This is a genomic window from Buchnera aphidicola (Microlophium carnosum) (genome assembly GCA_011752475.1).
GTDB classification, from domain to species: Bacteria; Pseudomonadota; Gammaproteobacteria; order Enterobacterales; family Enterobacteriaceae; genus Buchnera; species Buchnera aphidicola_BG.
In genome coordinates, this window is record CP048747.1 from 545,447 (window position 1) to 571,220 (window position 25,774).

The following is a 25,774-nucleotide window of genomic DNA, read 5'->3' on the forward strand; positions in this document are numbered from 1 at the left end:
ATGATATTATTTAATGAACGATCTCTTCTGTAAAATTAAATAATAAATTTTCAAGTTTACGATATACTAATTCACATCCAGGCACATTAAACAATACAATTAATACAATCCATTTTAAATCTTCAAGATTCAATTCATTAATTTCTAACTCCATAATTCTTTCGATAATCATTTCACGTGTATCTAATGTCAATATTTCTAACTGTTCTAAAAAAAGTATAAAACCACGGCAATCAACATTGAGTTTAAGAGATTCTTCTTGAGTGTAAATTCGAGTAGAAATCTGTTTCGATAATAAATTAATAGATGAAATAATATTTTTTTTATAACAAGAAAGATTTTTTAACCAACGTAAAGCATTATAAATATCTCGTTTCTGAAAACCTATATCAGACAAATCATTAGTTAGAATATCGTAATCAATAGAAATTTTTGATTCACTATGTACATAATTTTCAAAAAAATATATTAATATATCAAACATTACGTCCTCAATCAAATATTAAAAAAACTTAAATATTTAGTAATACATTCTATATATAATTTCATCATTAGCATTACTAATATATAATATATGAAAAATACTATATTTTAATAGAGATAAATTTTTACTAAAAATATAATAGATTGTTTTGTTGAAAATATAAAAAACAACAATAGCAAACTTTTAATTATAATAAAAAAGTCTATACTAATATAAAATTCTACTATTTTACATCTAAAATATATATGTCTTTGTTAAAAATACTCTATTATCCTGATATACGTTTAAGACTTATCGCTAAACCAGTTAATATAGTTGATAAGAAAATAAAAAAAATTATAAATAATATGATAGATACAATGCATCAAGAAGAAGGAATTGGTTTAGCAGCAACACAAGTAAACATTCAATTACAAATTATAGTCATCAACACAATGGAGCAAGAAAAAAATAATTTAGTGCTTATTAACCCTAAAATTATTAAGAAAGAAGGTAATATTAGTATTGAAGAAGGATGTTTATCAATTCCAGAATATCGTGCTTCTGTACCAAGATATAACTATATAAGAGTCCAATCAATTAATCTTTATGGAGAAAAAATAGAGACAGAAGCAGAATCAATAATGTCTATTTGTATACAACATGAAATAGATCACCTTAAAGGTAAACTATTTATTGATTATTTATCAAAATTTAAAAGAGAGAGAATGCAAAAAAAAATTAATAAATTAACAAAAAAAAGTAATAAAAATAAATTCTTAATTAGGGAATAAAATACATTTGAACAAGTTAAAAATTATTTTTGCTGGAACAGAATATTTTTCTGCAGAACATTTAAACGCACTAATTGTTTCTTCACATGACGTAATTGCAGTAATCACTCAACCAGATCGTTCTTCTGGAAGAGGACAAAAAATTATTTTTTCTCCTGTAAAAATTCTATCTATAAATAATCAAATACCTATTTTTCAGCCTTTAAATTTAAATGATAAAAATTTTCAAAATCAACTATTACAACTTAATGCAGATATAATGATAGTTGTATCCTATGGCAACATAATACCCAAAATAATTCTGACTATGTTTCCAAAAGGCTGTATTAATGTTCATGCTTCATTATTACCTAGATGGAGAGGAGCAACTCCAATTCAATCATCAATTTTATATGGTGATAAAAAAACAGGTATAAGTATCATTAATATGAATGAAAAAATTGACTCTGGTACTATAATACATTCAATAACGTGCAGCATATCATTGAAAGATACTACTAAAAGTTTATCTTTAAAACTAATAAAAATTGGAATAAAAGCATTATTAGAAGTTTTAGAAAAAATTATTTCAAATACAATTATTGCAAAAAAACAAGATGAAAAAAATGTACTTATATCAAAAAAAATACATAAAAAAGATGCTTTGTTGGACTGGAATTTGCAAGCTAAAAAATTAGAACGTTTAATACGAGCATTTAATCCATGGCCTGTATGTTATTTTTTCTTGCAAAAAAAAACTATAAGAGTATGGCAATCATCAGTAATTCCGATAGTACAGTCAAATTTTTCTATAGGAGAAATTATCTGTTCTAATAAAAATGGAATTCAAATAAACACATCTCATCAAATATTAAATATTGAAAAATTACAATTACCTGGAAAAAAAATTATAGATGTTAAAAATGTAATGCTTTCTCAAAAAAATTTATTTAAAATTGGTACTATTGTATAAAAAAATATTAATAAATTTATATATATATCAAAACTATGTATATTAAAAAATAAGCAAACGGTATATCTCCGTTTGCTTGAAAAGCATATTTAATAGATTTTTCTAAAAGAAAAATACAAATGTTATGATTCTACGATTTCTTGTTTTTTATTTTTTTTAACACGATCAACTAATTCGATATAAGCCATTGGAGCTTTATCTCCAGAACGAAATCCACATTTTAAAATACGCGTATAACCACCTAATCTACTAAAAAAAAAAGGTCCTAAATTTTTAAATAATTTTACTACTATTACATTATCACGAATACGAGAAAAAACTAATCTTCTATGTGCAATAGTATCTATTTTAGATAAAGTAATAAGAGGTTCGACAATACGACGTAGTTCTTTTGCTTTAGCTAGAGTAGTTTTTATAACTTCATATGTAAATAACGAACATGCCATATTTTTCAGCATAGCATTAAGATGGGCACTATTACGATTTAATTGACGGCCACTTTTTCGATGACGCATAAATTTATTCCTTCTATTAAGATATTAATATAAAATAAAATATAAATTATTCATCTACAATATTTGATGGTGGCCAATTTTCTAATCTCATACCAAGAGATAGACTTCGAGAAGCTAATATATCTTTAATTTCAGTTAAAGACTTTTTTCCTAAATTAGGAGTTTTTAAAAGTTCTACTTCAGTTCTTTGCACTAAATCACCAATATAATGTATTGCTTCTGCTTTAAGGCAATTAGCAGAACGAACCGTTAGTTCTAAATCATCTACTGGACGTAATAAAATAGGTTCAAATGCAGGTTTTACTTCTTTTATTTCAGGTTCACGAACATCTCTTAAATCTACAAAAGCTTCTAATTGCTCGGCTAAAATAGTAGCAGCTCTTCGAATTGCTTCTTCTGGATCAATCGTTCCATTTGTTTCCATTTCAATAACTAATTTATCTAAATCAGTTCTTTGTTCTACACGTGCAGCTTCTACATTATAAGAAATTCGATCTATAGGACTATAACAAGCATCTACTAATAAACAACCTATTGGTCTTGAATCGTCTTCTAAATGAACTCTTGAAGATGCAGGAATGTAACCTCTTCCACGTTGTACTTTTATTCGCATTTTAATAGAAGCACTATCGTAAGTTAAATGACAAATCATATGTTCTGGTTTAATAATTTCGACATCACCATCATGTATGATATCTGCAGCAGTAACAGAACCAATTCCAGATTTATTCAATGTAAGAAAAGCTTCGTCTTTTCCATATACTTTTACAGATAATCCTTTTAAATTTAACAATATTTCTAAAATATCTTCTTGTACACCCTCTTTAGCACTATATTCATGCAACACTCCATCAATTTCAACTTCAGTTACTGCACATCCTGGCATAGAAGATAGAAGAATTCTACGAAGTGCGTTTCCAAGTGTATGACCAAATCCTCTTTCTAATGGTTCTAAAGTTACTTTAGTATGAGTTGCACTAATTTGCTCGATATCAACTAAACGCGGTTTCAAAAAATCTATAATAGAATTCTGCATATTATCCTCTCTTTAATAATTAACTTTATTATTTAGAATAAAGTTCAATAATTAAGTATTCATTAATTTCTGCGGATAAATCAGAACGTTCAGGAAATCTTTTAAAAATACCTTCCATTTTAGTTGGATTAACTTCTAACCAAATTGGTTTTTCTCTTTGTTCAACAAGTTCTAAAGCTGCTTTTATTCGTGATTGATTTTTAGATTTATTTCTAATAGAAATTAGATCATTAGGAGACACTTGATATGAAGCAATATTAACAACTTTATTATTTACCATAATAGATTTATGATTAATTAATTGTCTTGCTTCAGAACGAGTACAACCAAAACCCATACGATAAACTACATTATCTAATCTAGATTCTAGTAACTGTAATAAATTTGCTCCGGTATTGCCTTTTAAACTAGCTGCTAGTTTATAATATATTTTAAATTGTCTTTCTAAAATACCGTATAAACGACGCACTTTTTGTTTTTCACGCAATTGAATCGCATAATCAGATAATCTAGGTTTTCGAATACCATGTTGTCCAGGAGGCTGTTCTAATTTACATTTTGATTCTATTGGACGGAGTCCTGATTTAAGAAATAAATCAGTACCTTCACGTCGACTTAATTTTAATTTCGGGCCTAAATATTTTGCCATGTTGTTCTCCAAGAATCCCTAAAAATCATACTCGACGTTTTTTGGGAGGACGGCAACCATTATGAGGAATCGGTGTCACATCAGTGATATTTGTAATACGAAATCCAGCTGCATTTAAAGCTCGAATTGTAGATTCTCTACCTGGACCTGGACCTTTAACCATCACCTCTAAATTTTTTATACCATAGTCTTTTACTATTTCTGCACAACGTTCGGCGGCAACTTGTGCTGCAAAAGGAGTAGATTTTCGAGAACCTCTAAAACCAGAACCTCCAGAAGTTGCCCAACCTAAAGCATTACCTTGTCTATCAGTAATAGTCACAATGGTGTTGTTAAAAGATGCATGAATATGAGCTATTCCATCTAAAATTTGTTTTTTTACTCGTTTACGCGTACGAACAGATACTGAATTTTTTACCATGATTAATCTTACCTAATTATTTTTTTATTGGTTTTCGAGGACCTTTACAAGTTCTAGCATTAGTTTTAGTTCTTTGTCCATGTACTGGAAGACTTCTACGATGACGCAGACCACGATAACAACTTAGATCAATTAGACGCTTAATATTGAGAGTTCTTTCTCTTCTTAAATCACCTTCAATAACATATTTTGCAACATGTGTTCTTAAAAGGTCAATTTGTTCTTCATTTAAATCTATAATCTTAGAGTATTCAGAAATATTTGTAATAGAACAAATTTCTTTAGAACGTTTTCTACCAATTCCATATATTGCAGTTAATGCAATTAAAGTATGTTTATGTTCAGGAATATTAATACCTGCAATACGTGCCATATTATAAGACCTTATGAATATATTTTACATGTATTTATAAAATTAAAGATAATAATTAATACTAAAAAAATATTTCAATTAATAAAAATTATCAACCCTGACGCTGTTTATGTTTTGGATCATTGCTACAAATAACTCTTACAACATTATTTCTTCTTATTATTTTACAATTTCGACAAAGTATTTTTACAGAAGCTTGTACCTTCATTTTGTACCCTTGAATTTTCTTATATAAAATATTTAGTTTAAATTAGCTTTTTTTAGCATAGATTCATATTGATTAGACATTATCAGTGTTTGAATTTGAGTAATAAAATCCATAATAACTACTACAACAATTAACAATGAAGTCCCACCAAAATAAAAAGGAACATTCATAGCGCTTCGCATAAATTCTGGGATTAAACAAATAAATGTAATATACAAAGAACCAAATAATGTTAATCTTAACATAATTTTATTAATATATTTTGCTGTTTGTTCACCAGGTCTAATTCCTGAAATAAAAGCTCCTGATTTCTTTAAATTATCTGCTGTTTCACGGGGATTAAATACTAAACTTGTATAAAAAAAACAAAAAAATACTATTGCAGATATATATAAAATTAAATATAAGGATTGATTAGGTTGCAAATAAAATGATATGGTTTTTAACCACTCGTTATTTACTTTAAACCAAGATATAATAGTTGGAGGAAATAGAACAATACTAGAAGCAAAAATTGCAGGTATAACACCAGACATATTAATTTTTAAAGGTAAATGAGTACTTTGAGCGGAATAGATACGTCGACCTTGTTGACGCTGTGCATAATGTACAATAATTTTTCTCTGTCCTCTTTCCATAAAGACAACAAGAAAAATCACTAAAAAAATTAATAGTAAAATAAATAAAAACAATGCAAGATGTAAATCCCCTTGTCTAGTTTTTTCAATAGTATTTCCGATAGCTGATGGTAATCCAGCTATAATTCCTATAAAAATAATGATTGAAATACCATTACCAATACCATATTCTGTAATTAATTCCCCTAACCACATTAAAAACATAGTACCCGTTACTAAACTTATAATAGCAATTAAATAAAAACAAAAATCAGTATTTATTATAATTGCATGCATTCCTGTTGTATTAGGAAGTGTAGTAGCAATTCCAATAGACTGCACAAGAGCTAAGACTAAAGTGGCATATCTAGTATACTGATTGATTTTATGGCGTCCAGATTCTCCTTCTTTTTTGATTTCAGATAAAGTGGGATATACTAATGTAAGTAGTTGAATAATAATAGAAGCTGATATATAGGGCATGATTCCTAAAGCAAAAATAGAAGCACGACTTAAAGCACCACCAGAAAACATATTAAACATATCAACAATAGTGCCTTTTTGTTCGTTCAATATTTTAGATAAAATCGTAGTATTAATTCCAGGAATCGGAATAAAAGAACCAATACGAAAAACGATGATAGCTACTATTAGAAAAATAATTCTCTGTTTTAGTTCACTAAAACTTTTTTTATTATTTTTAAAATTTAATCCTAATTTCTTAACCATTATTTACGGCTTATCCTTCCACTTTGCCACCAGAATTTTCAATTGCAGAACGAGCACCTTTAGTAACACGTAAACCTCGAATGATTAAGGATGCTTTTAATTTCCCTGCAAGAATTATCTTGGCATATTTGATATTTTTTTTGATAATATTTTCTTGTTTTAATATATTAAGATCAATAATGTTTGTAGATAAATTTGATAAATCTGATAAACGAACTTCCGTTGTAATATTTTTTTTTCTAGAATTAAAACCAAACTTAGGAAGTCTTCTATATAAAGGCATTTGTCCTCCTTCGAAACCACGACGAATACTACTTCCTGTTCTAGATTTTTGACCTTTATGACCGCGACCAGAAGTTTTTCCAAATCCCGAACCGATACCACGACCTAATCTTTTTTGATTTTGACGCGCTCCGTTTGCTGGAGAAAGAGTATTTAAATGCATATTTTATTCCTCTTGTATTTTTAAAAGATAAGAAATTTTTTTAATCATTCCTTGAATGGATGGTGTATCTTCACGTACAACAGTATGTCCGATATAACGTAATCCAAGTCCAATCAATGTTTTTTTATGCTTAGGCAATCTTCCTATGGCACTTTTTATTTGAGTGATTTTTATATTTTTCATTAAATATAATTTATCCTAATATATCTTTAATACGTTTATTTCTTTTAGCAGCTATCATTTCTGGAGATTTCATGTTAACTAAACCATTCATAGTAGCTCGTACTACATTGATTGGATTAGTAGAACCATAAGTTTTGGCTAACACATTATGTATTCCTGCTACCTCTAAAACTGCACGCATAGCTCCTCCCGCAATAATTCCAGTTCCATCAGAAGCAGGCTTCATAAAAATATTTGACCCAGTATGAGAGCCTTTTAATGAATGTTGTAAAGTTTTATTAACTAACGGTATCGTAATCATGTTACGTCTAGCCTTTTCCATAGCTTTCTGAATAGCTGCAGGGACTTCTCGCGCTTTTCCATAACCAAAACCAACTCGTCCATCTCCATTTCCTACGACAGTTAATGCTGTAAAAGAAAATATACGACCACCTTTAACAGTTTTTGAAACACGATTGACTGTAATTAATTTTTCTTGTAAATCACTATTATTTTTTTTTTCAATATTAGACATTCTGTAATTTTCGCCTTAAAACTTTAGTCCAACTTCACGTGCAGATTCAGCTAAAACTTGTATACGACCATGATATTTAAAACCAGATCGATCAAAAGAAACACGATCTATTCCTTTTGACAAAGCGCGTTCTGCAATAATTTTGCCTATTTTTTCTGCAGCTTCTTTATTTCCTGTATATTTCAAACTGCGATTGATTTTTTTTTCTAACGTTGAAGCAAATGCTAATACTTTCGATTCTGCAGAAGAAATTATTTGAGCATACATATGACGTGAAGTACGATGTACAACTAATCGAATAGCACCTAATTTTTTAATTTTACAACGTGTTTTTATAGAACGGCGTATACGAGAAATTATTTTATTTTTACTGGAAAAGACCATTTTTATTTCTTTTTAGCCTCTTTTATACGTACGATTTCATCTGAATATCGTATACCTTTTCCTTTATAAGGTTCTGGTATACGATAGGAACGTAAATTAGCTGCAATTTGTCCGACTAATTGTTTATCTATTCCTTGAATAATAATTTCTGTCGGAGATGGATTTTCTGCATTAATACCTTTAGGTAGATAATATGTAATTATATGAGAATAACCTAATGACATATTGATTATCTCGCCTTTTGTTATTGAAACACGATAACCAACTCCAGATAATTGTAATTTTTTACTAAATTTTTTAGAAACACCTATAATCATAGAATTGACAAGAGCTCTTGAAGTTCCTGCGTGCGCCCAACTATTAGAAAAACCTGAATGTGGCGAAAAAATTATTTTATTATTTAAATATTCAATTTTAACTGATTCATGAATAGTACGTGAAAGATGACCATATTTTCCTTTAATTGATATATCCTGCAAATTTAATTGAATACTAATATCGGAAGGAACAACAATTGGACATTTAGCAACACGAGACATTCTTCCTCCATTAAGCTACATAACAAATAATTTCACCGCCAAGACCTGCTTGACGAGCTACTCGGTCTGTCATAACTCCTTTAGAAGTAGAAATTACTGCTATTCCTAAACCGGACATAACCTTAGGCAAATTATTTTTATTTTTATATATTCGTAAACTAGGACGACTAATACGTTGGATCATTTCTACTACTGGTTTTCCTTGAAAATATTTTAGAACTACTTCTAATTCTAATTTCACATTACCCAAAATCTTATAATCTTGAATATAACCTTCTTTTTTTAATAATTTAATAATTGATTGTTTTAATCTGGATAAAGGCATTTTAACAGAATATTTATTAGCTGATTGACCATTTCGAATACGAGTCAACATATCTGCTACCGGGTCTTGCATGCTCATTTTAAACTCCAAAACCTAAAAAAGTGTATTTTACCAACTTGCTTTTTTTAAACCAGGTATTTCACCTTTCATAGCAGCTTCTCTGACTTTGATACGACTCAATCCAAATTTACGCAAAAAAGCGTGTGGACGACCTGTTTGACGACATCTATTTCTCTGACGCGATGGACTGGAATCACGTGGAAAAGATTGCAGCTTAAGAACTGCATTCCAACGTTCTTCCTCTGTCAAATTCATGTTAGAAATAATATTTTTTAGTTCATTACGTTGTGTATAAAATTTATTAGCTAGTTTTATACGTTTTACTTCACGTGCTTTCATTGATTGTTTAGCCATTGCATAGCCTTTTTTACTTACGAAAAGGAAAATTAAAAGCAGATAATAATAAACGAGCTTCATGATCAGATTTAGCACTAGTAGTTATTGTTACGTCTAATCCACGAACTCGATCAATTTTATCATAATCAATTTCAGGAAAAATAATTTGCTCCCGTATTCCAAAACTATAATTTCCTTGTCCATCAAAAGAATTGCTTGATAATCCACGAAAATCACGAATACGCGGAACAGCAATAATAATTAAACGCTCAAAAAAATCCCATTTTTTCTGACCACGTAGTGTAACTTTGCATCCAATAGGATAACCTTGTCGAATTTTAAAACCAGCAACAGATTTACGAGCTTTAGTAATTAGTGGTTTTTGTCCGGATATCGCTGTTAAATCTAAAATAGCATTATCTAAAATTTTTTTATCAGAAGCAGCAGCACCCACACCCATATTTAAGGTTATTTTATCAATTTTAGGAACTTGCATAACAGAACTGTAATTTAGTTTAACCATAAGCTGTTTGATGACTTTTGACTTATAATAATTATATAATGTTGCCATCATATTACTCCAAACTATTAAATCGTTTTACTATTAGATTTAAAAAACCGAACTTTTTTTCCTTCTTCAAATCTAAAACCAATACGATCTGATTTATTAGATTCAGGATTCAAAATAGCAATGTTTGATATGTGAATAGGTGCTTCTTTTTCTATAATACCGCCACTTTTGTTTTGAGATGGAACTGGTTTTTGATGTTTTTTAATTAAATTTAATCCCTTAATAATCACTTTATTTAAAGATAAAAAATTTTTTATAGTTCCTGTTTTTCCTTTATCTTTTCCCGTTAATATAATAACTGTATCATTCCGGCGCAATTTTGATGCCATTTTTTATTCCTTCTAGATTGTATTACTAAAGAACTTCAGGAGCTAGCGAAATAATTTTCATAAACTTTTCTGTTCTTAATTCACGAGTAACAGGTCCAAAAATACGAGTTCCAATAGGTTGTTCATTATTGTTTAGTACAACACAAGAATTCGTATCAAATCGAATAACAGAACCATCAGATCGTCTAACTCCTTTTTTAGTTCTCACTACTACTGCTTTAAGAACTTCTCCTTTTTTTACTTTTCCCCTAGGTATTGCTTCTTTAATTGTAATTTTAATAACATCACCGATGCCTGCATAACGACGACGCGAACCACCTAAAACTTTGATACACATTGCAGATCGTGCACCAGAATTATCAGCTACATGAAGAATAGTTTGTTCTTGAATCATATTTATAACACTCCAATTATTTTAATTAAAATAGATAAACAAGCTAATAATTAAAAATAATTTTATTATAACACTACTTAGATTTTATGAACAGAAAACATCAGCAGACTTATATTTGTTTATATTTTTGTTTTTTTAAAAAACTGTTTTTTCAATAATACGCACTAAAATCCAAGATTTTGTTTTAGAAATAGGACGAGATTCCCGAATTTCTATCCAATCACCTACGGTACATTCATTTTTTTCATCATGAATATGTAATTTTGTAGTACGTTTTATAAATTTTCCGTAAATAATATGTTTGACAAAACGTTCAATTGCTACAACAGCAGATTTTTGCATCTTATTACTTATTACACGACCCTGTAAAGTTCGAATTTTTTCCATTATTTTACTTTTTCCTTTTCATCTAACAAAGTCTTTACTTGTGCAATATTTCGTCGCACTGTTCGTAGTAAATGAGGCTGTTTTAACTTTCCAGAAACAGATTGCATACGAAGATTAAATTGTTCTCGCAATAATTGTAAAAGTTCAATGTAAAGATCTTTTTTATTTTTTTTTCTAAATTCTACTATTTCCTTCATCACGTCACCATCTTAGTTACAAAAGTAGTTTTAATTGGCAACTTTGCTGCTGCTAGCTTAAATGCTTCACGAGATTCTTCTTCAGTAACCCCATCTAATTCATAAAGAATTTTACCAGGTTGTACTAGAGCGACCCAATATTCCACATTACCTTTCCCTTTACCCATTCTTACTTCTAATGGTTTTTGAGTTATAGGTTTATCAGGAAATACACGTATCCACATTTTTCCTTGTCTTTTAATACAACGAGTTATAGCTCTTCGTGCAGATTCAATTTGACGAGCAGTTAAACGTCCTCTATCAATAGCCTGCAAACCAAAAGAACCAAAATTAATATCAGTACCAGAAGCTAAACCACGATTTCGTCCTTTATGCATTTTGCGAAATTTAGTACGTTTTGGTTGTAACATTATAAGCTTCTCTCTATTACTTTCTATTTTTACGATATTGCTTTTTTATTTGAACAGCAGGTTTTTCTAATCTTTCAACGGTTGCCATACCACCTAATATTTCACCTTTAAAAATCCATACTTTAACACCTATAACACCATATGTTGTGTGAGCCTCTGAAACACTATAATCAATCTCTGCGCGTAAAGTATGTAAAGGAACTCTTCCTTCCCTATACCATTCTCTACGAGCTATTTCAGCTCCTCCTAAACGTCCGCTAACTTCAACTTTAATACCTTTAGCACCTTGTCTCATTGCATTTTGAACTGATCTTTTCATAGCACGTCGAAACATAACTCTTCGTTCTAACTGAGAAGTAATACTATCAGAAACAAGTTTAGCATCTAATTCAGGTTTACGTACTTCAGAAATATTAATTTGAACTGGTACACTAGTAATTTGAGCAATAGCTACTCTTAATTTTTCTACGTCTTCACCTTTTTTACCAATAACAATACCAGGTCTAGCAGTATAAATTGTAATTCGAATACTTTTAGCTGGTCTTTCAATAATAATTCGAGAAATAGATGCTTTTTCTAGTTTTTTCATTAAAAATTGACGAACTTTATGATCACTATCTAGATGATCAGCAAAATCTTTAGTATTAGCAAACCAAACAGAATTCCATTTTTTTATTATACCCAATCGCATACCATTAGGATGTACTTTCTGACCCATCACTGATTCTCCTCAATGTTAACGATCAGACACAACGACAGTAATGTGACTAGTACGTTTTAAAATACGATCTGCACGTCCTTTAGCACGTGGCATCATTCTTTTCATTGTTGAACCTTCATTAACAAATATTTTTTTAATTCTTAATTTATCTATATCGACACCATCATTATGTTCTGCATTTGCTATAGCTGATTCAAGAACTTTTTTTACTAAAATCGCAGCTTTTTTATTAGTATAAGTTAAAATGTTTAATGCTTGTGGAACTTTTTTTCCACGAATTAAATCTACAATTAAACGAACTTTTTGAGCTGAAGAACGTGCTTGACGATGTTGAGCTAAAGTTTCCATGTACTCCTCTTTTATATTTTTTTAAATTATCGTTTTTTTACTTTTTTATCAGCAGTATGCCCTCTGTAAGTACGAGTTAAAGAAAACTCACCTAGTTTATGTCCAACCATTTCTTCAGTAATAAAAACAGGAATATGATTACGACCATTATGAATAGATATTGTTAAACCTACCATATTTGGAAAGATTGTTGAACGTCTTGACCATGTTTTAATAGGTTTTTTATCATTTAATTTTACTGATTTTTCTACTTTGTTCAACAAACTTGCATCGATAAAAGGACCTTTCTTAAGAGAACGTGGCATAAAATGATCCTTACAATAATTATTTTCTACGATGACGTAAAATAAATTTTTCAGTACGTTTATTTTTACGAGTTTTTTTACCTTTTGTCTGAATTCCCCATGGAGTAACTGGATGCTTACCAAAATTTTTTCCTTCACCACCACCATGAGGATGATCGACAGGATTCATAGCTGTACCACGTACAGTAGGACGTATACCTATCCAACGAGAAGCTCCCGCTTTTCCTAAAACTTTTAACATATGTTCGGCATTACCTACTTCACCAATAGTAGCTCTGCAATCAGATTTAGTTTTTCTCATTTCACCAGAGCGTAATCTTAAAGTAGCATATTCTTCATCAAATGCTACTAGTTGCACATAACTTCCTGCAGAACGAGCTATTTGACCACCTTTTCCAGGCCTCATTTCTACATTATGAATAAATGTACCTACTGGAATATTTTTAAGTGGCAAAGAATTTCCTACTTTAATAGGAGAATGTACACCAGATATTATAGTTTCTCCTATCTTTAAATGTTTGGGAGCTAAAATATAGTTTCTTTCACCATCCTTATACAATATTAAAGCAATGTTAGAAGAACGATTAGGATCATATTCTAATCTTTCTACAGTAGCTTCGATACCATCTTTATTTCTTTTAAAATCTATAATACGATACGCTCTTTTATGTCCGCCACCGATATGACGAGTTGTAATCCTACCATTATTATTACGTCCTCCGCTTTTACTTTTTTTTCTTAGTAATAAAGAATATGGTTTTCCTTTATATAATTCTGTATGAACAACTTTAATAACGTGGCGACGACCCGGAGATGTCGGTTTGCATTTAACAATTGCCATTGTTTTGTCCTCCGACTACTCTGTATTGCCTATGAAATCTAAATTATACCCTTTTTTAACTTTAATATACGCTTTCTTCCAGTTACTTCTTTGAATAATACGATTAGATTGACGTTTTTTTTTCCCTTTAACTTTTAATGTTTTTATACTATCAACTTCCACATTAAATATTTTTTTTACTGCACATTTAATTTCATATTTCGTAGCGTTATTTAAAACTTTTAGAACAACGGTATTAAATTTTTCTATAGATATCGATGATTTTTCAGATACATGTGGAGAAAGTAATATTTTTAGCAAACGTTCTTCAGAAATCATGAAAGTATTTCCTCTATTTTTTTCACTGCTTCAACAGTAATAATAACATGCTCAAAAGCAATCAAACTAACAGGATCTATAGAATGAACATCTTTCACATCAACTGAATATAGATTTCTAGATGCAAGAAATAAATTATTATCTATTTTATTAGTAATAATTAGGACATTTTTTAAATTGATATCTTGTAATTTCTGAACTAAAAGTTTTGTTTTAGGTAAATCTAATGAAAAATTTTTAAAAACTATTAATCTTTTTTGACGTATTAATTCAGAAAAAATGCTTTTTAATGCACCACGATACATCTTTTTATTAACTTTCTGACTATATTCTTGCGGTTTCGCAGCAAATGTAACACCACCTGACCGCCAAATTGGACTTCTAAATGATCCTGCTCGTGCACGACCTGTACCTTTTTGACGCCATGGTTTTCTACCTGATCCAGAAACCTCAGCACGACTTTTTTGCGCTCTCGTACCTTGACGAGTAGATGCTGAATAAGCAATAACGACTTGATGAATTAGAGCTTCATTGAAATCACGAGAAAAGATAACCTCAGAAACACTAATAACACTTTGTCCGTCTTTAACTACTAATTCCATGCTTTACTCCTCACTGCTTACACCTTAATAGCTGGTTTAACGATAAGATCACTACCAATAGCACCGGGAACAGCACCTTTTACCAAAAGAAGATTTTTCTGTTCATCGATATGTACTATGTTTAAACTTTGCACAGTAACACGATTGTTTCCTAGTTGACCTGCCATTTTTTTACCTTTAAATACTCTACCCGGAGTTTGATTCTGACCAATAGAACCAGGAACTCTATGAGACAAAGAGTTTCCATGTGTAGCATCTTGAGTATGAAAGTTCCAACGTTTTACTGTACCACAAAAACCTTTTCCTTTAGAAATACCTGTAACATCCACTTTTTTTACATTATTAAAAACATTCATTGTAATACTTTGTCCAACTTGAAAAGTTTTATCTCTATTAATTCTAAATTCCCATAAACCACGACCAGGAATAACACCAGATTTTAAAAAATGTCCTGCTTGTGGTTTTGTTAATCTATTCGTTTTTTTTGCACCAGTTGTTACTTGAATAGCACAATAACAATCAGTATTGATATTTTTTACTTGTGTAATTCGATTTTCTTTTAGTTCAATTACTGTAACAGGAACTGAAGAACCTTCTTTCGTGAAAATACGAGTCATTCCTATTTTTTTACCAACTAAACCAATCATTTATTCAATACCCTAATCATGTTTATCTGATTAACCTAAACTAATTTGCACATCTACTCCGGCAGCTAGATCTAACCGCATTAGTGCATCAACAGTTTTTTCAGTAGGTTCTACTATATCAATTAAACGTTTATGTGTACGCATTTCATACTGATCACGTGCATCCTTGTTTACATGTGGAGAAACTAAAATAGTAAAACGTTCTTTACGAGTTGGAAGAGGAATTGGTCCACGTACTTGTGCACCAGTTCTTTTTGCTGTTTCAACAATTTCTGTTGTTGATTGATCAATTAATCTATGATCAAAGGCTTTTAAACGAATACGAATTCTTTGGTTCTGCATCAGACCAGAACTCCAATTATTTACAAATGAAAATTTGATCTGCTTTGAATAAATATATATTATTCGAAAGTAGATATAATTAATTATTACTATATAACTCCTATATCAGGAGTATTTTTTTAAAGTATTTTAATACATTTACGGTATTGATTTATATAATTTTTTTATAATATAAAAAATTAATTTTTAATTGATAATTATATTAGAAAAAATAGTATTTTCTTTATGAGATATAAATAACAATAATCAAGAAAAGAGCATTTTATACTCTTTTCTTAATAAATTCAACTAAATATCAATATAAAAATATTTTAAATATAAAATCTTAAAGTAAAACTTTAGATACTACACCAGCTCCCACAGTACGACCACCTTCACGTATAGCAAATCGTAATCCATCAGTCATTGCAATAGGATTAATTAAAGTAACAGTCATTTTTATATTGTCTCCTGGCATAACCATTTCAATGCCTTCAGGTAATTCAATGGAACCTGTTACATCAGTAGTTCTAAAATAAAACTGAGGACGATATCCTTTAAAAAATGGAGTATGACGCCCACCTTCTTCTTTGGATAGAACATAAACTTCAGACTCAAATGTTGTATGTGGATGAATACTACCTGGTTTAGCTAAAACTTGACCTCTTTCAATTTCATCACGCTTTGTACCGCGAAGCAAAACGCCTACGTTTTCTCCAGCACGACCTTCATCTAATAACTTTCTAAACATTTCTACACCTGTACAAGTGGTTTTAGTTGTTTTTTTTATTCCTACAATTTCAACTTCTTCACCCACTTTAATCACACCTTTTTCTACTCGTCCAGTGACAACTGTACCTCTTCCTGATATAGAAAAAACATCTTCTATTGGTAATAAAAAAGGTTGATCTACTGCTCGTTTTGGTTCAGGAATATAACTATCTAAAAATTTAGATAAATCAATTATTTTTGACTCCCATTCAGGAACACCTTCTAATGCTTTAAGAGCTGAACCACGAATTATAGGAGTGTCATCTCCAGGAAAATCATATTGTGTTAATAAGTCACGAACTTCCATTTCTACTAGTTCTAGTAGTTCGTCATCATCTACCATATCACACTTATTGAGAAAAACAATAATATACGGTACACCTACTTGTCTTCCAAGTAAAATATGTTCACGAGTTTGGGGCATTGGTCCATCAGTTGCTGCAACAACTAAAATTGCACCATCCATTTGCGCTGCACCAGTAATCATATTTTTTATATAATCAGCATGTCCTGGACAATCTACATGAGCATAGTGTCTGAACTCAGTATCATATTCTACATGAGAGGTATTAATAGTAATACCTCTTGCTTTTTCTTCTGGTGCATTATCGATTTGATCAAAAGCACGTGCAGAACCACCGAATTTTTTAGATAAAACAGTTGTAATAGCTGCAGTTAACGTTGTTTTTCCATGATCTACATGACCGATTGTACCTACGTTTATGTGAGGTTTTAAACGTTGAAATCTTTCTTTAGACATTCTGTTTACCTTATATTAAAACATTTATTACAAATAAAAATATTGTATACATTATATAAGAAAACTTCTACTTTTCTCTTCTTTCAATAATATCTTTAGAAATATTAGATGGAGCTTCTACATATTTCAAGAACTCCATAGAATAAGAAGCTCTTCCTTGAGTTTGAGAGCGTAAATCAGTAGCATAACCAAACATTTCAGATAAAGGAACACACGCGTTAATAATTTTACTAACAGACAAATCTTTCATCCCTTCAATAATACCTCTACGACGATTTAAATCACCTATAACATCTCCCATATAGTCATCTGGTGTTTCTACTTCAACTTTCATAATTGGTTCTAGTAAAATCGGTTTTGCTTTTTTAAAACCAGTTTTAAATGCGATAGAAGCGGCTAACTTAAAAGCTAATTCAGATGAATCAACATCATGATAAGAACCAAAATAAAGACGTACCCCAATATCAACTACAGGATAACCAGATAATGGGCCACATTTCAATTGTTCTTGAATTCCTTTATCAACTGCTGAAATGTATTCACTAGGTATAACTCCTCCTTTAATATCATTAATAAATGAATATCCTTTTCCTCCTGGTTCTAGTGGAAATAATTCTATAACAACATGACCATACTGACCCCTTCCCCCCGATTGTTTAATATGTTTACCTTCAATATCCTCAACTTTATTGAGAATAGTTTCACGATATGCAACTTGTGGTTTTCCAATGTTAGCATCAACACTAAACTCTCGTTTCATACGATCAATAATAATTTCTAAATGTAATTCACCCATTCCAGAAATGATTGTTTGATTAGATTCTTGATCAGTTCGTACTCGAAAAGAAGGATCTTCTTTTGCTAATCGACCTAATGCTAAACCCATTTTTTCTTGATCAGCTTTAGTTCTAGGTTCTACAGAAATAGATATTACTGGTTCAGGAAACTCCATACGTTCTAATATAATTGGTTGATTTAAATCACATAAGGTATCACCAGTAGTAACATCTTTCAAACCAATAGCAGCTGCTATGTCACCTGCATGTACTTCTTTTATCTCTTCTCTTTTATTAGCATGCATTTGAACAATTCTACCAAATCTTTCTCGCTGAGACTTTACAGAATTAAATACAGTATCTCCAGACTTGACTACTCCTGAATACACACGAAAAAATGTTAAATTTCCTACAAATGGATCATTAGCAATTTTAAAAGCTAAAGCAGAAAAAGGAGCTTCGTCATCTGAATGTCTTATAGCTATAGTGTGTTCACTATTGTTTAAGACACCTTTAATATCTTGAACATCATTAGGAGCAGGCAAATATTCAATTACTGCATCTAATAAAGCTTGCACTCCTTTATTTTTAAAGGCTGATCCACAAGTAATAAGTATGATTTCACTATTTAAAGCACGTTTCCGCAATGCAGATTTAATTTCACTTTCAGATAGCTGAACTCCATTTAAATATTTTTCTAAAAGATCTTCATTAGATTCCACGGCAGACTCAATTAAATTTTGATTCCATTTTTTTGACAATTCAATCATATCTTTGGGAATTTCATTATAAATAAATGTCAAACCTTGATCAGATTCTTTCCAATGAACAGCTTTCATTTTAATTAAATCAACAACACCAACAAAAGTATCTTCTGATCCAATAGCTAACTGTAAAGGAACAGGGTTAGCACCTAAGCGTGTTTTAATTTGTTTTACTACTTTTAAAAAATTCGCACCCATACGATCCATTTTATTTATAAATGCTATACGAGGAACGTTATATTTATTTGCTTGACGCCATACAGTTTCTGATTGCGGTTGGACGCCTCCAACTGCACAATAAACCATAACAGCACCGTCTAAAACACGCATAGAACGCTCTACTTCAATAGTAAAATCCACGTGTCCAGGTGTATCAATAATATTAATTCTATGTGGTTTAAATTGTTTAGCCATCCCACTCCAAAATGTGGTAGTAGCAGCTGATGTAATAGTAATTCCTCTTTCTTGTTCTTGTTCCATCCAATCCATAGTAGCTGCACCATCATGAACTTCGCCAATTTTATGATTAATTCCTGTATAAAATAAAATTCTTTCGGTGGTAGTTGTTTTACCTGCATCTATATGTGCACTAATTCCAATATTACGATATCGAGAAATAGGTGTTGTACGAGACATTATCTTTCTCTCATTTTTTAGGTTTTGAAAAATTGGACCTCATCAGCCGAATTGAGATAATTGCCTCAATATAATTTATAAGTAATGCAAAAAATACTTTAATAATTTTACCAACGATAATGAGCAAAAGCTTTATTAGCTTCTGCCATACGATGAACTTCTTCTCTTTTCTTAACTGCTGTACCTTTATTTTCTAAAGCATCGTAAAGTTCATTAGACAAACGCAAAGACATAGATTTATCAGCACGCTTGCGTGCAGATTCTACGATCCAACGCATAGCTAAAGCATTACGACGTACTGGACGCACTTCAACAGGTACTTGATATGTTGAGCCGCCAACTCGACGAGATTTTACTTCTACTGTTGGACGTACATGTTCTAAAGCTATTTCAAATGCCTCTAGTTCTTTTTTATCTGTACGTTTAGATAAATTTTTTAAGGCAGTATAAACAATCACTTCAGCAATAGATTTTTTACCATTTACCATAAGAATATTAATAAATTTAGCTAGTAATTCTGAAGAAAATTTTGGATCTGGTAAAATTTTTCGAGTACTGATAATACGACGACGTGGCATAGAAAACTCCTATTAAATGAACAATATATAAATAATATTTTTTTATACTTTTACTTTCTTTACGCCGTATTTAGAACGACCCTGTTTACGTTCTTTAACACCAGCACAATCGAGTGATCCTCTAACAACATGATATCGCACTCCAGGTAAATCTTTCACACGACCTCCTCGTATTAAAATAACAGAATGTTCTTGTAAATTATGACCTTCACCTCCAATGTAAGCAGTTACTTCAAAACCATTAGTCAATCTTACACGACATACTTTACGTAAAGCTGAATTAGGTTTTTTAGGTGTTGTAGTATAAACTCTAATACACACACCTCTTTTTTGAGGACTCTTTCCTAATGCGGGAACATTACTTTTAATAACTTTTCGTACACGAGGTTTGCGGACCAATTGATTTACTGTGGCCATAAAAAAACTCCTATTATTTCAATTGATTTTCTGAAAAAATATCAAAATAATATAAATAAAAAATATTTTCTATTATCATGAAGAATTTTAGGATTGGATATTTAAATTAAAATAACTCAGAATTTTTTACCAAGTCATTTGTTTCTTATGTTTAAGTGTTAATGAAACGAAATGAATATAGCTTATTAAAACAAATTTTTTAGAGATGTTTTTATGAATCCCCCGTGCATAAACATCTTCTTTTATAAGATATAATTTTACTGAAGAAATAATAATACTTTTTAAAAAAATATTATCTTTTAATCCAATCAGTACACCATCTTGAAGTGCTAAAAAATCATCTGATTTTTTTAACATACTAATAAGAAGAGAAATATTAGTTTCAAAAGGAGATTTCATTAAAGTATGTAACATATTCATAAACCTTAAAAATTCATAATTGCATCATAATTATCTAATTTTGAACGTAACATATATGAATCTAATATATTTATATTTAATATAAAATTGTTATTGCTTAATCCTCGTTCAATTAATGATGCTTTACAACAATAGAAGTCTTTTATATTATAAAAAGATAGTATAGAAAAAGAAGATGTATAATTGCGAGATAAAATATTTTCTGATTGATGACTATTAATTAACTGTAAAACACCATCACCAATAAAAAACAAACTTATCTTTTTAAAAATTGATGAAATGCTAAAAATAGCATCTAATCCTTCTCTACCAAAACTAGTTCCATGTGGAGCATGGGAAAAAACAAAAGCAAGCATTTTCATTATAATAAATATACCAAATTAAAATTGTATTATTCGATCACATATTTTTATAGAATTAGCTAGTTCTACTAAACCACTTAATTCAAAGAAAAACGCTAGATTACCTTTTTTAACATGCATATTTAATATTTTTTCATCTTCTATAACACCTCTTCTTAAAGCAGCACTATAACAAACATATAATTTTACTTTATGTTTTTTGTTTAATCCCTGCCATGCTTTAATTAAGTTGAATTCATCAGTTGCCGGTTGAGTCATACTATTAGCATTAAGGACTCCATCACAATAAAAGAATATACTGTGTAATGTATGTTTTGTTTTTAATAAAGACTTACAAAATAAAAAAGCAGTGCTAGAATTTTGTGTTCCATAGGCAGCGCCTGTTACTAATATCGTATAATTCATATTTAAAATTTTATACCAAAATACTTGTAGAATAATATTTAATTACATCAGATTGTAAAAATTGAAAATCAAGATGATAGTATACTATAGTGTATTAACTACATCTAATAATTCTATGTCAAAAATTAAAGTAGAGTTTTTTGGAATTCCATTAACTTCTTTTTCTCCATATGCCAAATTAGGTGGTATTACTAATTTTATTTTACCGCCTTTTTTTATATATTTTAAACCTTCTTGCCAACCTAATATAACATCTTTTAACATCAATGATATAGGTTTCCCTCTGCTATAAGAATTATCAAATTCTATTCCATTAATTAGTGTACCTTTATAATGCACAGTAATTTTTGCATCATTTGTCAATATCTCGCCCTCTCCTTCTCTTTCTATAAAATATAAGAGACCACTAGAGGTTTTCTTGACATCCTTCATTTTAGAAAAATTTTTCATATAAAGTTCGCCTTGAATGAAGTTTTCTTTTGCATTTTTTTTAAATTCAACTTTATTTGCATTTTTTAATTTTTCTTCGAACTTCTTGAGAATTGAAAAGATTTCTTGATGTGAAAGTTTTAAATTACCAGAAATAGCATCTTCTATTCCTTTTAAAAGACTATTTTTATCTAATTTAATACCCAATTTTTTTTGTTTTTCAAAAGATTGATTCACATAATTACCTAATGAAACACCTAAAGCATAACCTAATTTTTCATTTTGGTTGTGCAATGTATTATTTATTTTTGAAGAAGATTGGAAATAGATATCAGGTACAGGTTCTGATATTGAAAACGACTTTGGAACGTATAATATTAAACAAATTAATATTATTTTTTTTAGAAGAAAAAAAATCATTAATAACTCCAAAAAACATAAAATATTACATATTTTATTATCGATATATTTTTATGCAGTATATGTTTTTTTTAATATATTTTAAATAATTTTCTTTAAAATAGACAAATTTTCCGCTTAAAAAAATTAAATTAATATATTTTATTGTTACTTTCTTAATTTTCTTAAAAAAATTTTTCAGTTAAAACTATAGAAATAAAAAAGTATTTTATTTATTAAAATAATAATAAGTAAAAGATAAAATTTACAGAAAAAACAATATAAAATTAAGTATAATTTAATTTTATTAAAAATGAAAAAAAATATATTAATTATATTACAAAGTATAACCACGTAGACATTTAATTATAACAGCACTCTTAATTGTTATAAAAAATAAACACTAATTCTTATTAAGAAACATTTTGCTAGAGTATGATAAAAATATTTAATACTTTCAATAATCTCACATTCTCTAATAATTAATGAAGGTGCCAAACAAATTACATTATCACTAGTTGTAAGAAAAATAATACCTTCTCAAAATATAAAATTGAATATTTTATATATTTTATAAGAAAAATTTAATTGTAATAGTATGCCGATTAATAATCCTTAACTCCTTTTATGTCTACAAATCATTTTAAACGTTTGTTAATAATATTTAATTTAGACATTATTCTTTTATATTTTTTGATAATTCCCGAAAAAAATTTTTTAGTATTAATAATATCAATAACAAATTCTGCTACTGCAACAGCAACAGTATTTCCACTATATGTAGTGTGTCATGTATTCCAAAGCTTTATTACTGATAAAAATTTATTTGTAGTTAATATGGAATTGATCGAAAGATCTGTACCTAAAAACTTTTCAAGAGTCAAAATATCTGGAGTAACACTATAATATTAATAACAAAACAATTTTTTAGTTTTACCCATTTTAGTTTATATTTTATCAAAAATTAAAAGTGCATTATATTGATTACATAACTCTCTTAATTTTCTTATAAAAGTAACAATTGCTAGTATTATTCCTCTCTCCCTTAAATCCGCGCCAAAACTACTACACATGTATGGTTATTAATTATATTTTTTACAGTGTTAGTATTATTAAATTAAGCATGTATTATTCCTAAAGTTTTAAACCAAAATTATCAGAATATTTTTGATTTTTCACTAATAGAAACAGTAAAAAATGTACATCTATGGAATGAGTTATAAAAAAATAATGCTATTTTCTTTCAAAATTATATGTTTTATCTGAATAATAATATGCTAACTTAAAAGCAACTTCGTTAGCTTTCGAACTAGAATTTGCAAAAAATCCTCGTAAATGAAAATCTAGAAGATACTAATGTTTCAGCTCATCTAAGATCTGTTTTATTAGTAAAAATATTACTAACATGCTAGAAAATTTTACTTTTATTTTTTAAAGTTTTATTTAATAAAGAATAACAATGTTCTTATGATATAACTCTAATTCCTACAGAAAAATCAATATATTCTTTTCCTGTTTAATCCGAAATACGACTACCTTTTCCTATTATAGGAATAAAAGAAATTAGATGATGAATAAGTAAAATAAACTTATCGAAAGTATCTCGTGTAATTAAAGTTTTTTTTGATATTATGAAATTTCCTAAAATATATTTATTACTATCGCAAACTCATAGAAACTTAATTTAAAAAAAAAGAATAAAAATTCTAAAATACATACAGAACTTACAAATAAAATATACATTATATTTTGTTAAAATTAAACTTCTTTATTGATCAAATTTAAAACATTCATTATTTTTTATTAAAGATTCAAGAAAATAAAATACTATTTTATATAGCATATATATAAATTTAATTATTACATAGCATCCTACAATATATTAAAAAATTACAAAAAAATATAATGTATTCAATTCTGTTTGTATCAAAAATTCAGAGAAAAGGTCATCAAATATGAAAGATATTAATCGAATGGGACTAACATGGATCAGTTTTTTATCATATGCATTTACCGGAGCGCTAGTTGTTGTCACTGGCATGATTATGGGTAATATTGCTGATTATTTTCGTTTATCTATATCTCAGATGAGTAATACATTTACTTTTTTAAATGCAGGAATATTAATATCAATTTTTATAAATTCTTGGCTAATAGAAATTGTATCCCTAAAAAAACAGCTAATATTTGGATTTATACTGACTATTATAGCTATCATCGGTATAGTTTTCTGTAATAGTATATTTTTGTTTTCAATAAATATGTTCATACTGGGTTTAGTAAGTGGAATTACTATGTCAATTGGTACATTTATTATTACTCATTTATACTCAGGATCAAAAAGAGGTTCTCAATTGCTATTAACTGATTCTTTTTTTAGTATGTCTGGAATGATATTTCCGATCATTACCGCTTATCTTTTAGAAAAAAAAATTACTTGGTATTGGACTTATGTATGTATAGGAATCATCTATTTGTTAATTTTTTTTCTAACAATAAATATAAATTTTATAAACTTTAAACGTGACATAAAAAATATTAAAGAAATAAAAGAAAAGTGGAACTTTAATGTACTGTTATTATCAATTTCAGCATTATTCTATATCTTAGGACAATTAAGTTTTATTTCTTGGGTGCCGCAATATGCTGCTAAAATCATGAATATTGATATAAAAAAAACTGGTAGTTTAGTGAGCAGTTTTTGGATGTCTTACATGATTGGAATGTGGTTTTTTAGTTTGATAATTAAGTTTTTTAACTTATATCGTATGTTTATCTTTCTTACCAGCATTTCTACTATACTTATGTATTTCTTTATTCATAGTACAATTTTTTTAAATCAACAATATATAATTATTGGTTTAGGATTTTTCTCTAGTGCTATTTATACTATAATTATAACATTAGCATCATTACAGACAAAAAAACCTTCCCCAAAATTAATAAACTTAATTTTATTATTTGGTACAATTGGAACTTTACTTACATTTATTGTAACTAGTCCTATAGTAGAAGTAAAAGGATTATACATGACTTTGATTAGTTCAAACATATTATATGCGACAGTATTTTTTTTGTCTATTTTAATTTATTTTAATAAAAAATATCAAAATATTAAATAAC

The 25,774-nt window shown here is 28.9% G+C and carries 41 protein-coding genes; 4 read left to right on the plus strand and 37 right to left on the minus strand.

What is annotated here, in order from left to right; all coding sequences use genetic code 11:
• Nucleotides 1-10: 10 nt before the first annotated feature.
• Nucleotides 11-484: a DUF494 family protein gene (locus tag G4A98_02470; GenBank protein ID QIQ42055.1), complete on the minus strand. Its 474-nt coding sequence runs from the start codon at nt 482-484 to the stop codon at nt 11-13.
• Nucleotides 485-729: 245 nt separating this feature from the next.
• Between G4A98_02470 and def the strand changes: the two genes are divergently transcribed.
• Nucleotides 730-1,257, plus strand: coding sequence for a peptide deformylase (gene def / locus G4A98_02475; GenBank protein ID QIQ42056.1), 528 nt, complete (start codon nt 730-732; stop codon nt 1,255-1,257).
• 7 nt (nt 1,258-1,264) lie between these two features.
• Complete coding sequence (locus G4A98_02480; protein ID QIQ42057.1) at nt 1,265-2,209, plus strand: methionyl-tRNA formyltransferase; 945 nt, start codon at nt 1,265-1,267, stop codon at nt 2,207-2,209.
• Between the two features lie 122 nt (nt 2,210-2,331).
• On the opposite strand, the gene rplQ is transcribed toward G4A98_02480, so the two are convergent.
• The 36 genes from rplQ to fkpA form a co-directional block, all read right to left on the minus strand.
• Complete coding sequence (gene rplQ / locus G4A98_02485; protein ID QIQ42058.1) at nt 2,332-2,724, minus strand: 50S ribosomal protein L17; 393 nt, start codon at nt 2,722-2,724, stop codon at nt 2,332-2,334.
• A 46-nt stretch (nt 2,725-2,770) separates the two neighbouring features.
• A complete protein-coding gene (gene rpoA / locus G4A98_02490; protein ID QIQ42059.1) occupies nt 2,771-3,760 on the minus strand; it encodes a DNA-directed RNA polymerase subunit alpha in 990 nt (329 codons plus the stop codon).
• A 28-nt stretch (nt 3,761-3,788) separates the two neighbouring features.
• Nucleotides 3,789-4,409 (minus strand): 30S ribosomal protein S4, encoded by a 621-nt coding sequence (rpsD, locus tag G4A98_02495; protein ID QIQ42060.1) that lies wholly within the window; start codon nt 4,407-4,409, stop codon nt 3,789-3,791.
• Between the two features lie 25 nt (nt 4,410-4,434).
• Nucleotides 4,435-4,830 carry a 30S ribosomal protein S11 gene (gene rpsK / locus G4A98_02500; GenBank protein QIQ42061.1) on the minus strand — a complete coding sequence of 132 codons (396 nt, stop codon included), beginning with the start codon at nt 4,828-4,830 and terminating at the stop codon, nt 4,435-4,437.
• Nucleotides 4,831-4,846: 16 nt separating this feature from the next.
• The gene (gene rpsM, locus G4A98_02505; GenBank protein QIQ42062.1) at nt 4,847-5,203 is read right to left on the minus strand and encodes a 30S ribosomal protein S13; all 357 of its coding nucleotides are present in this window, start codon (nt 5,201-5,203) and stop codon (nt 4,847-4,849) included.
• A gap of 91 nt (nt 5,204-5,294) precedes the next feature.
• The gene (gene rpmJ / locus G4A98_02510) at nt 5,295-5,411 is read right to left on the minus strand and encodes a 50S ribosomal protein L36 (GenBank protein QIQ42063.1); all 117 of its coding nucleotides are present in this window, start codon (nt 5,409-5,411) and stop codon (nt 5,295-5,297) included.
• Nucleotides 5,412-5,443: 32 nt separating this feature from the next.
• Nucleotides 5,444-6,757, minus strand: a complete 1,314-nt coding sequence (gene secY / locus G4A98_02515; protein ID QIQ42064.1) for a preprotein translocase subunit SecY — start codon at nt 6,755-6,757, stop codon at nt 5,444-5,446.
• 10 nt (nt 6,758-6,767) lie between these two features.
• Nucleotides 6,768-7,202 (minus strand): 50S ribosomal protein L15, encoded by a 435-nt coding sequence (rplO, locus tag G4A98_02520; GenBank protein ID QIQ42065.1) that lies wholly within the window; start codon nt 7,200-7,202, stop codon nt 6,768-6,770.
• Nucleotides 7,203-7,205: 3 nt separating this feature from the next.
• Complete coding sequence (rpmD, locus tag G4A98_02525) at nt 7,206-7,385, minus strand: 50S ribosomal protein L30 (protein ID QIQ42066.1); 180 nt, start codon at nt 7,383-7,385, stop codon at nt 7,206-7,208.
• Between the two features lie 10 nt (nt 7,386-7,395).
• A complete protein-coding gene (rpsE, locus tag G4A98_02530; GenBank protein ID QIQ42067.1) occupies nt 7,396-7,899 on the minus strand; it encodes a 30S ribosomal protein S5 in 504 nt (167 codons plus the stop codon).
• Between the two features lie 15 nt (nt 7,900-7,914).
• Complete coding sequence (rplR, locus tag G4A98_02535) at nt 7,915-8,283, minus strand: 50S ribosomal protein L18 (GenBank protein QIQ42068.1); 369 nt, start codon at nt 8,281-8,283, stop codon at nt 7,915-7,917.
• Between the two features lie 2 nt (nt 8,284-8,285).
• Entirely contained in the window at nt 8,286-8,822 is a 537-nt protein-coding gene (gene rplF / locus G4A98_02540) for a 50S ribosomal protein L6 (GenBank protein ID QIQ42069.1), read from the minus strand.
• Nucleotides 8,823-8,832: 10 nt separating this feature from the next.
• Nucleotides 8,833-9,225 (minus strand): 30S ribosomal protein S8, encoded by a 393-nt coding sequence (rpsH, locus tag G4A98_02545; protein ID QIQ42070.1) that lies wholly within the window; start codon nt 9,223-9,225, stop codon nt 8,833-8,835.
• Between the two features lie 30 nt (nt 9,226-9,255).
• On the minus strand, nt 9,256-9,561 hold the full coding sequence (rpsN, locus tag G4A98_02550) for a 30S ribosomal protein S14 (protein ID QIQ42071.1): 306 nt from the start codon (nt 9,559-9,561) through the stop codon (nt 9,256-9,258).
• A 13-nt stretch (nt 9,562-9,574) separates the two neighbouring features.
• Nucleotides 9,575-10,114, minus strand: a complete 540-nt coding sequence (rplE, locus tag G4A98_02555) for a 50S ribosomal protein L5 (protein ID QIQ42072.1) — start codon at nt 10,112-10,114, stop codon at nt 9,575-9,577.
• 17 nt (nt 10,115-10,131) lie between these two features.
• Nucleotides 10,132-10,443, minus strand: coding sequence for a 50S ribosomal protein L24 (rplX, locus tag G4A98_02560; protein QIQ42073.1), 312 nt, complete (start codon nt 10,441-10,443; stop codon nt 10,132-10,134).
• Between the two features lie 25 nt (nt 10,444-10,468).
• Nucleotides 10,469-10,837 (minus strand): 50S ribosomal protein L14, encoded by a 369-nt coding sequence (rplN, locus tag G4A98_02565; protein QIQ42074.1) that lies wholly within the window; start codon nt 10,835-10,837, stop codon nt 10,469-10,471.
• A gap of 135 nt (nt 10,838-10,972) precedes the next feature.
• Complete coding sequence (gene rpsQ / locus G4A98_02570) at nt 10,973-11,227, minus strand: 30S ribosomal protein S17 (protein QIQ42179.1); 255 nt, start codon at nt 11,225-11,227, stop codon at nt 10,973-10,975.
• On the minus strand, nt 11,224-11,421 hold the full coding sequence (gene rpmC, locus G4A98_02575) for a 50S ribosomal protein L29 (protein QIQ42075.1): 198 nt from the start codon (nt 11,419-11,421) through the stop codon (nt 11,224-11,226). Before rpmC ends, rpsQ begins: the two co-directional genes overlap by 4 nt.
• Complete coding sequence (rplP, locus tag G4A98_02580; protein QIQ42076.1) at nt 11,421-11,831, minus strand: 50S ribosomal protein L16; 411 nt, start codon at nt 11,829-11,831, stop codon at nt 11,421-11,423. The genes rpmC and rplP overlap by 1 nt, the downstream gene beginning before the upstream one ends.
• A 16-nt stretch (nt 11,832-11,847) precedes the next feature.
• A complete protein-coding gene (gene rpsC / locus G4A98_02585) occupies nt 11,848-12,549 on the minus strand; it encodes a 30S ribosomal protein S3 (GenBank protein ID QIQ42077.1) in 702 nt (233 codons plus the stop codon).
• A gap of 18 nt (nt 12,550-12,567) precedes the next feature.
• Nucleotides 12,568-12,900, minus strand: a complete 333-nt coding sequence (gene rplV, locus G4A98_02590; protein QIQ42078.1) for a 50S ribosomal protein L22 — start codon at nt 12,898-12,900, stop codon at nt 12,568-12,570.
• A 26-nt stretch (nt 12,901-12,926) separates the two neighbouring features.
• On the minus strand, nt 12,927-13,205 hold the full coding sequence (gene rpsS / locus G4A98_02595) for a 30S ribosomal protein S19 (protein ID QIQ42079.1): 279 nt from the start codon (nt 13,203-13,205) through the stop codon (nt 12,927-12,929).
• Between the two features lie 19 nt (nt 13,206-13,224).
• On the minus strand, nt 13,225-14,046 hold the full coding sequence (gene rplB, locus G4A98_02600) for a 50S ribosomal protein L2 (GenBank protein ID QIQ42080.1): 822 nt from the start codon (nt 14,044-14,046) through the stop codon (nt 13,225-13,227).
• Between the two features lie 15 nt (nt 14,047-14,061).
• Entirely contained in the window at nt 14,062-14,364 is a 303-nt protein-coding gene (rplW, locus tag G4A98_02605; GenBank protein ID QIQ42081.1) for a 50S ribosomal protein L23, read from the minus strand.
• The gene (gene rplD, locus G4A98_02610; protein ID QIQ42082.1) at nt 14,361-14,966 is read right to left on the minus strand and encodes a 50S ribosomal protein L4; all 606 of its coding nucleotides are present in this window, start codon (nt 14,964-14,966) and stop codon (nt 14,361-14,363) included. The genes rplW and rplD overlap by 4 nt, the downstream gene beginning before the upstream one ends.
• Nucleotides 14,967-14,983: 17 nt before the next feature.
• Nucleotides 14,984-15,613, minus strand: coding sequence for a 50S ribosomal protein L3 (gene rplC / locus G4A98_02615; GenBank protein ID QIQ42083.1), 630 nt, complete (start codon nt 15,611-15,613; stop codon nt 14,984-14,986).
• Between the two features lie 30 nt (nt 15,614-15,643).
• Entirely contained in the window at nt 15,644-15,955 is a 312-nt protein-coding gene (rpsJ, locus tag G4A98_02620) for a 30S ribosomal protein S10 (protein ID QIQ42084.1), read from the minus strand.
• Nucleotides 15,956-16,280: 325 nt separating this feature from the next.
• Nucleotides 16,281-17,465 carry an elongation factor Tu gene (gene tuf, locus G4A98_02625; protein ID QIQ42085.1) on the minus strand — a complete coding sequence of 395 codons (1,185 nt, stop codon included), beginning with the start codon at nt 17,463-17,465 and terminating at the stop codon, nt 16,281-16,283.
• A 67-nt stretch (nt 17,466-17,532) separates the two neighbouring features.
• Entirely contained in the window at nt 17,533-19,641 is a 2,109-nt protein-coding gene (fusA, locus tag G4A98_02630) for an elongation factor G (GenBank protein ID QIQ42086.1), read from the minus strand.
• Between the two features lie 107 nt (nt 19,642-19,748).
• Nucleotides 19,749-20,219, minus strand: a complete 471-nt coding sequence (rpsG, locus tag G4A98_02635) for a 30S ribosomal protein S7 (GenBank protein QIQ42087.1) — start codon at nt 20,217-20,219, stop codon at nt 19,749-19,751.
• A 42-nt stretch (nt 20,220-20,261) separates the two neighbouring features.
• Nucleotides 20,262-20,636: a 30S ribosomal protein S12 gene (rpsL, locus tag G4A98_02640; GenBank protein QIQ42088.1), complete on the minus strand. Its 375-nt coding sequence runs from the start codon at nt 20,634-20,636 to the stop codon at nt 20,262-20,264.
• Nucleotides 20,637-20,762: 126 nt separating this feature from the next.
• Nucleotides 20,763-21,050: a sulfurtransferase complex subunit TusB gene (gene tusB, locus G4A98_02645; protein ID QIQ42089.1), complete on the minus strand. Its 288-nt coding sequence runs from the start codon at nt 21,048-21,050 to the stop codon at nt 20,763-20,765.
• Between the two features lie 11 nt (nt 21,051-21,061).
• On the minus strand, nt 21,062-21,418 hold the full coding sequence (gene tusC / locus G4A98_02650) for a sulfurtransferase complex subunit TusC (GenBank protein ID QIQ42090.1): 357 nt from the start codon (nt 21,416-21,418) through the stop codon (nt 21,062-21,064).
• Nucleotides 21,419-21,436: 18 nt separating this feature from the next.
• Nucleotides 21,437-21,823 (minus strand): sulfurtransferase complex subunit TusD, encoded by a 387-nt coding sequence (gene tusD / locus G4A98_02655; GenBank protein ID QIQ42091.1) that lies wholly within the window; start codon nt 21,821-21,823, stop codon nt 21,437-21,439.
• Nucleotides 21,824-21,907: 84 nt separating this feature from the next.
• A complete protein-coding gene (fkpA, locus tag G4A98_02660) occupies nt 21,908-22,672 on the minus strand; it encodes an FKBP-type peptidyl-prolyl cis-trans isomerase (GenBank protein QIQ42092.1) in 765 nt (254 codons plus the stop codon).
• 606 nt (nt 22,673-23,278) lie between these two features.
• Here fkpA and G4A98_02665 point away from each other — a divergent pair.
• Nucleotides 23,279-23,557 carry a hypothetical protein gene (locus G4A98_02665; protein ID QIQ42093.1) on the plus strand — a complete coding sequence of 93 codons (279 nt, stop codon included), beginning with the start codon at nt 23,279-23,281 and terminating at the stop codon, nt 23,555-23,557.
• 1,049 nt (nt 23,558-24,606) lie between these two features.
• Nucleotides 24,607-25,773, plus strand: a complete 1,167-nt coding sequence (gene tsgA / locus G4A98_02670) for an MFS transporter TsgA (GenBank protein ID QIQ42094.1) — start codon at nt 24,607-24,609, stop codon at nt 25,771-25,773.
• The last annotated feature ends 1 nt before the right edge of the window (nt 25,774 follow it).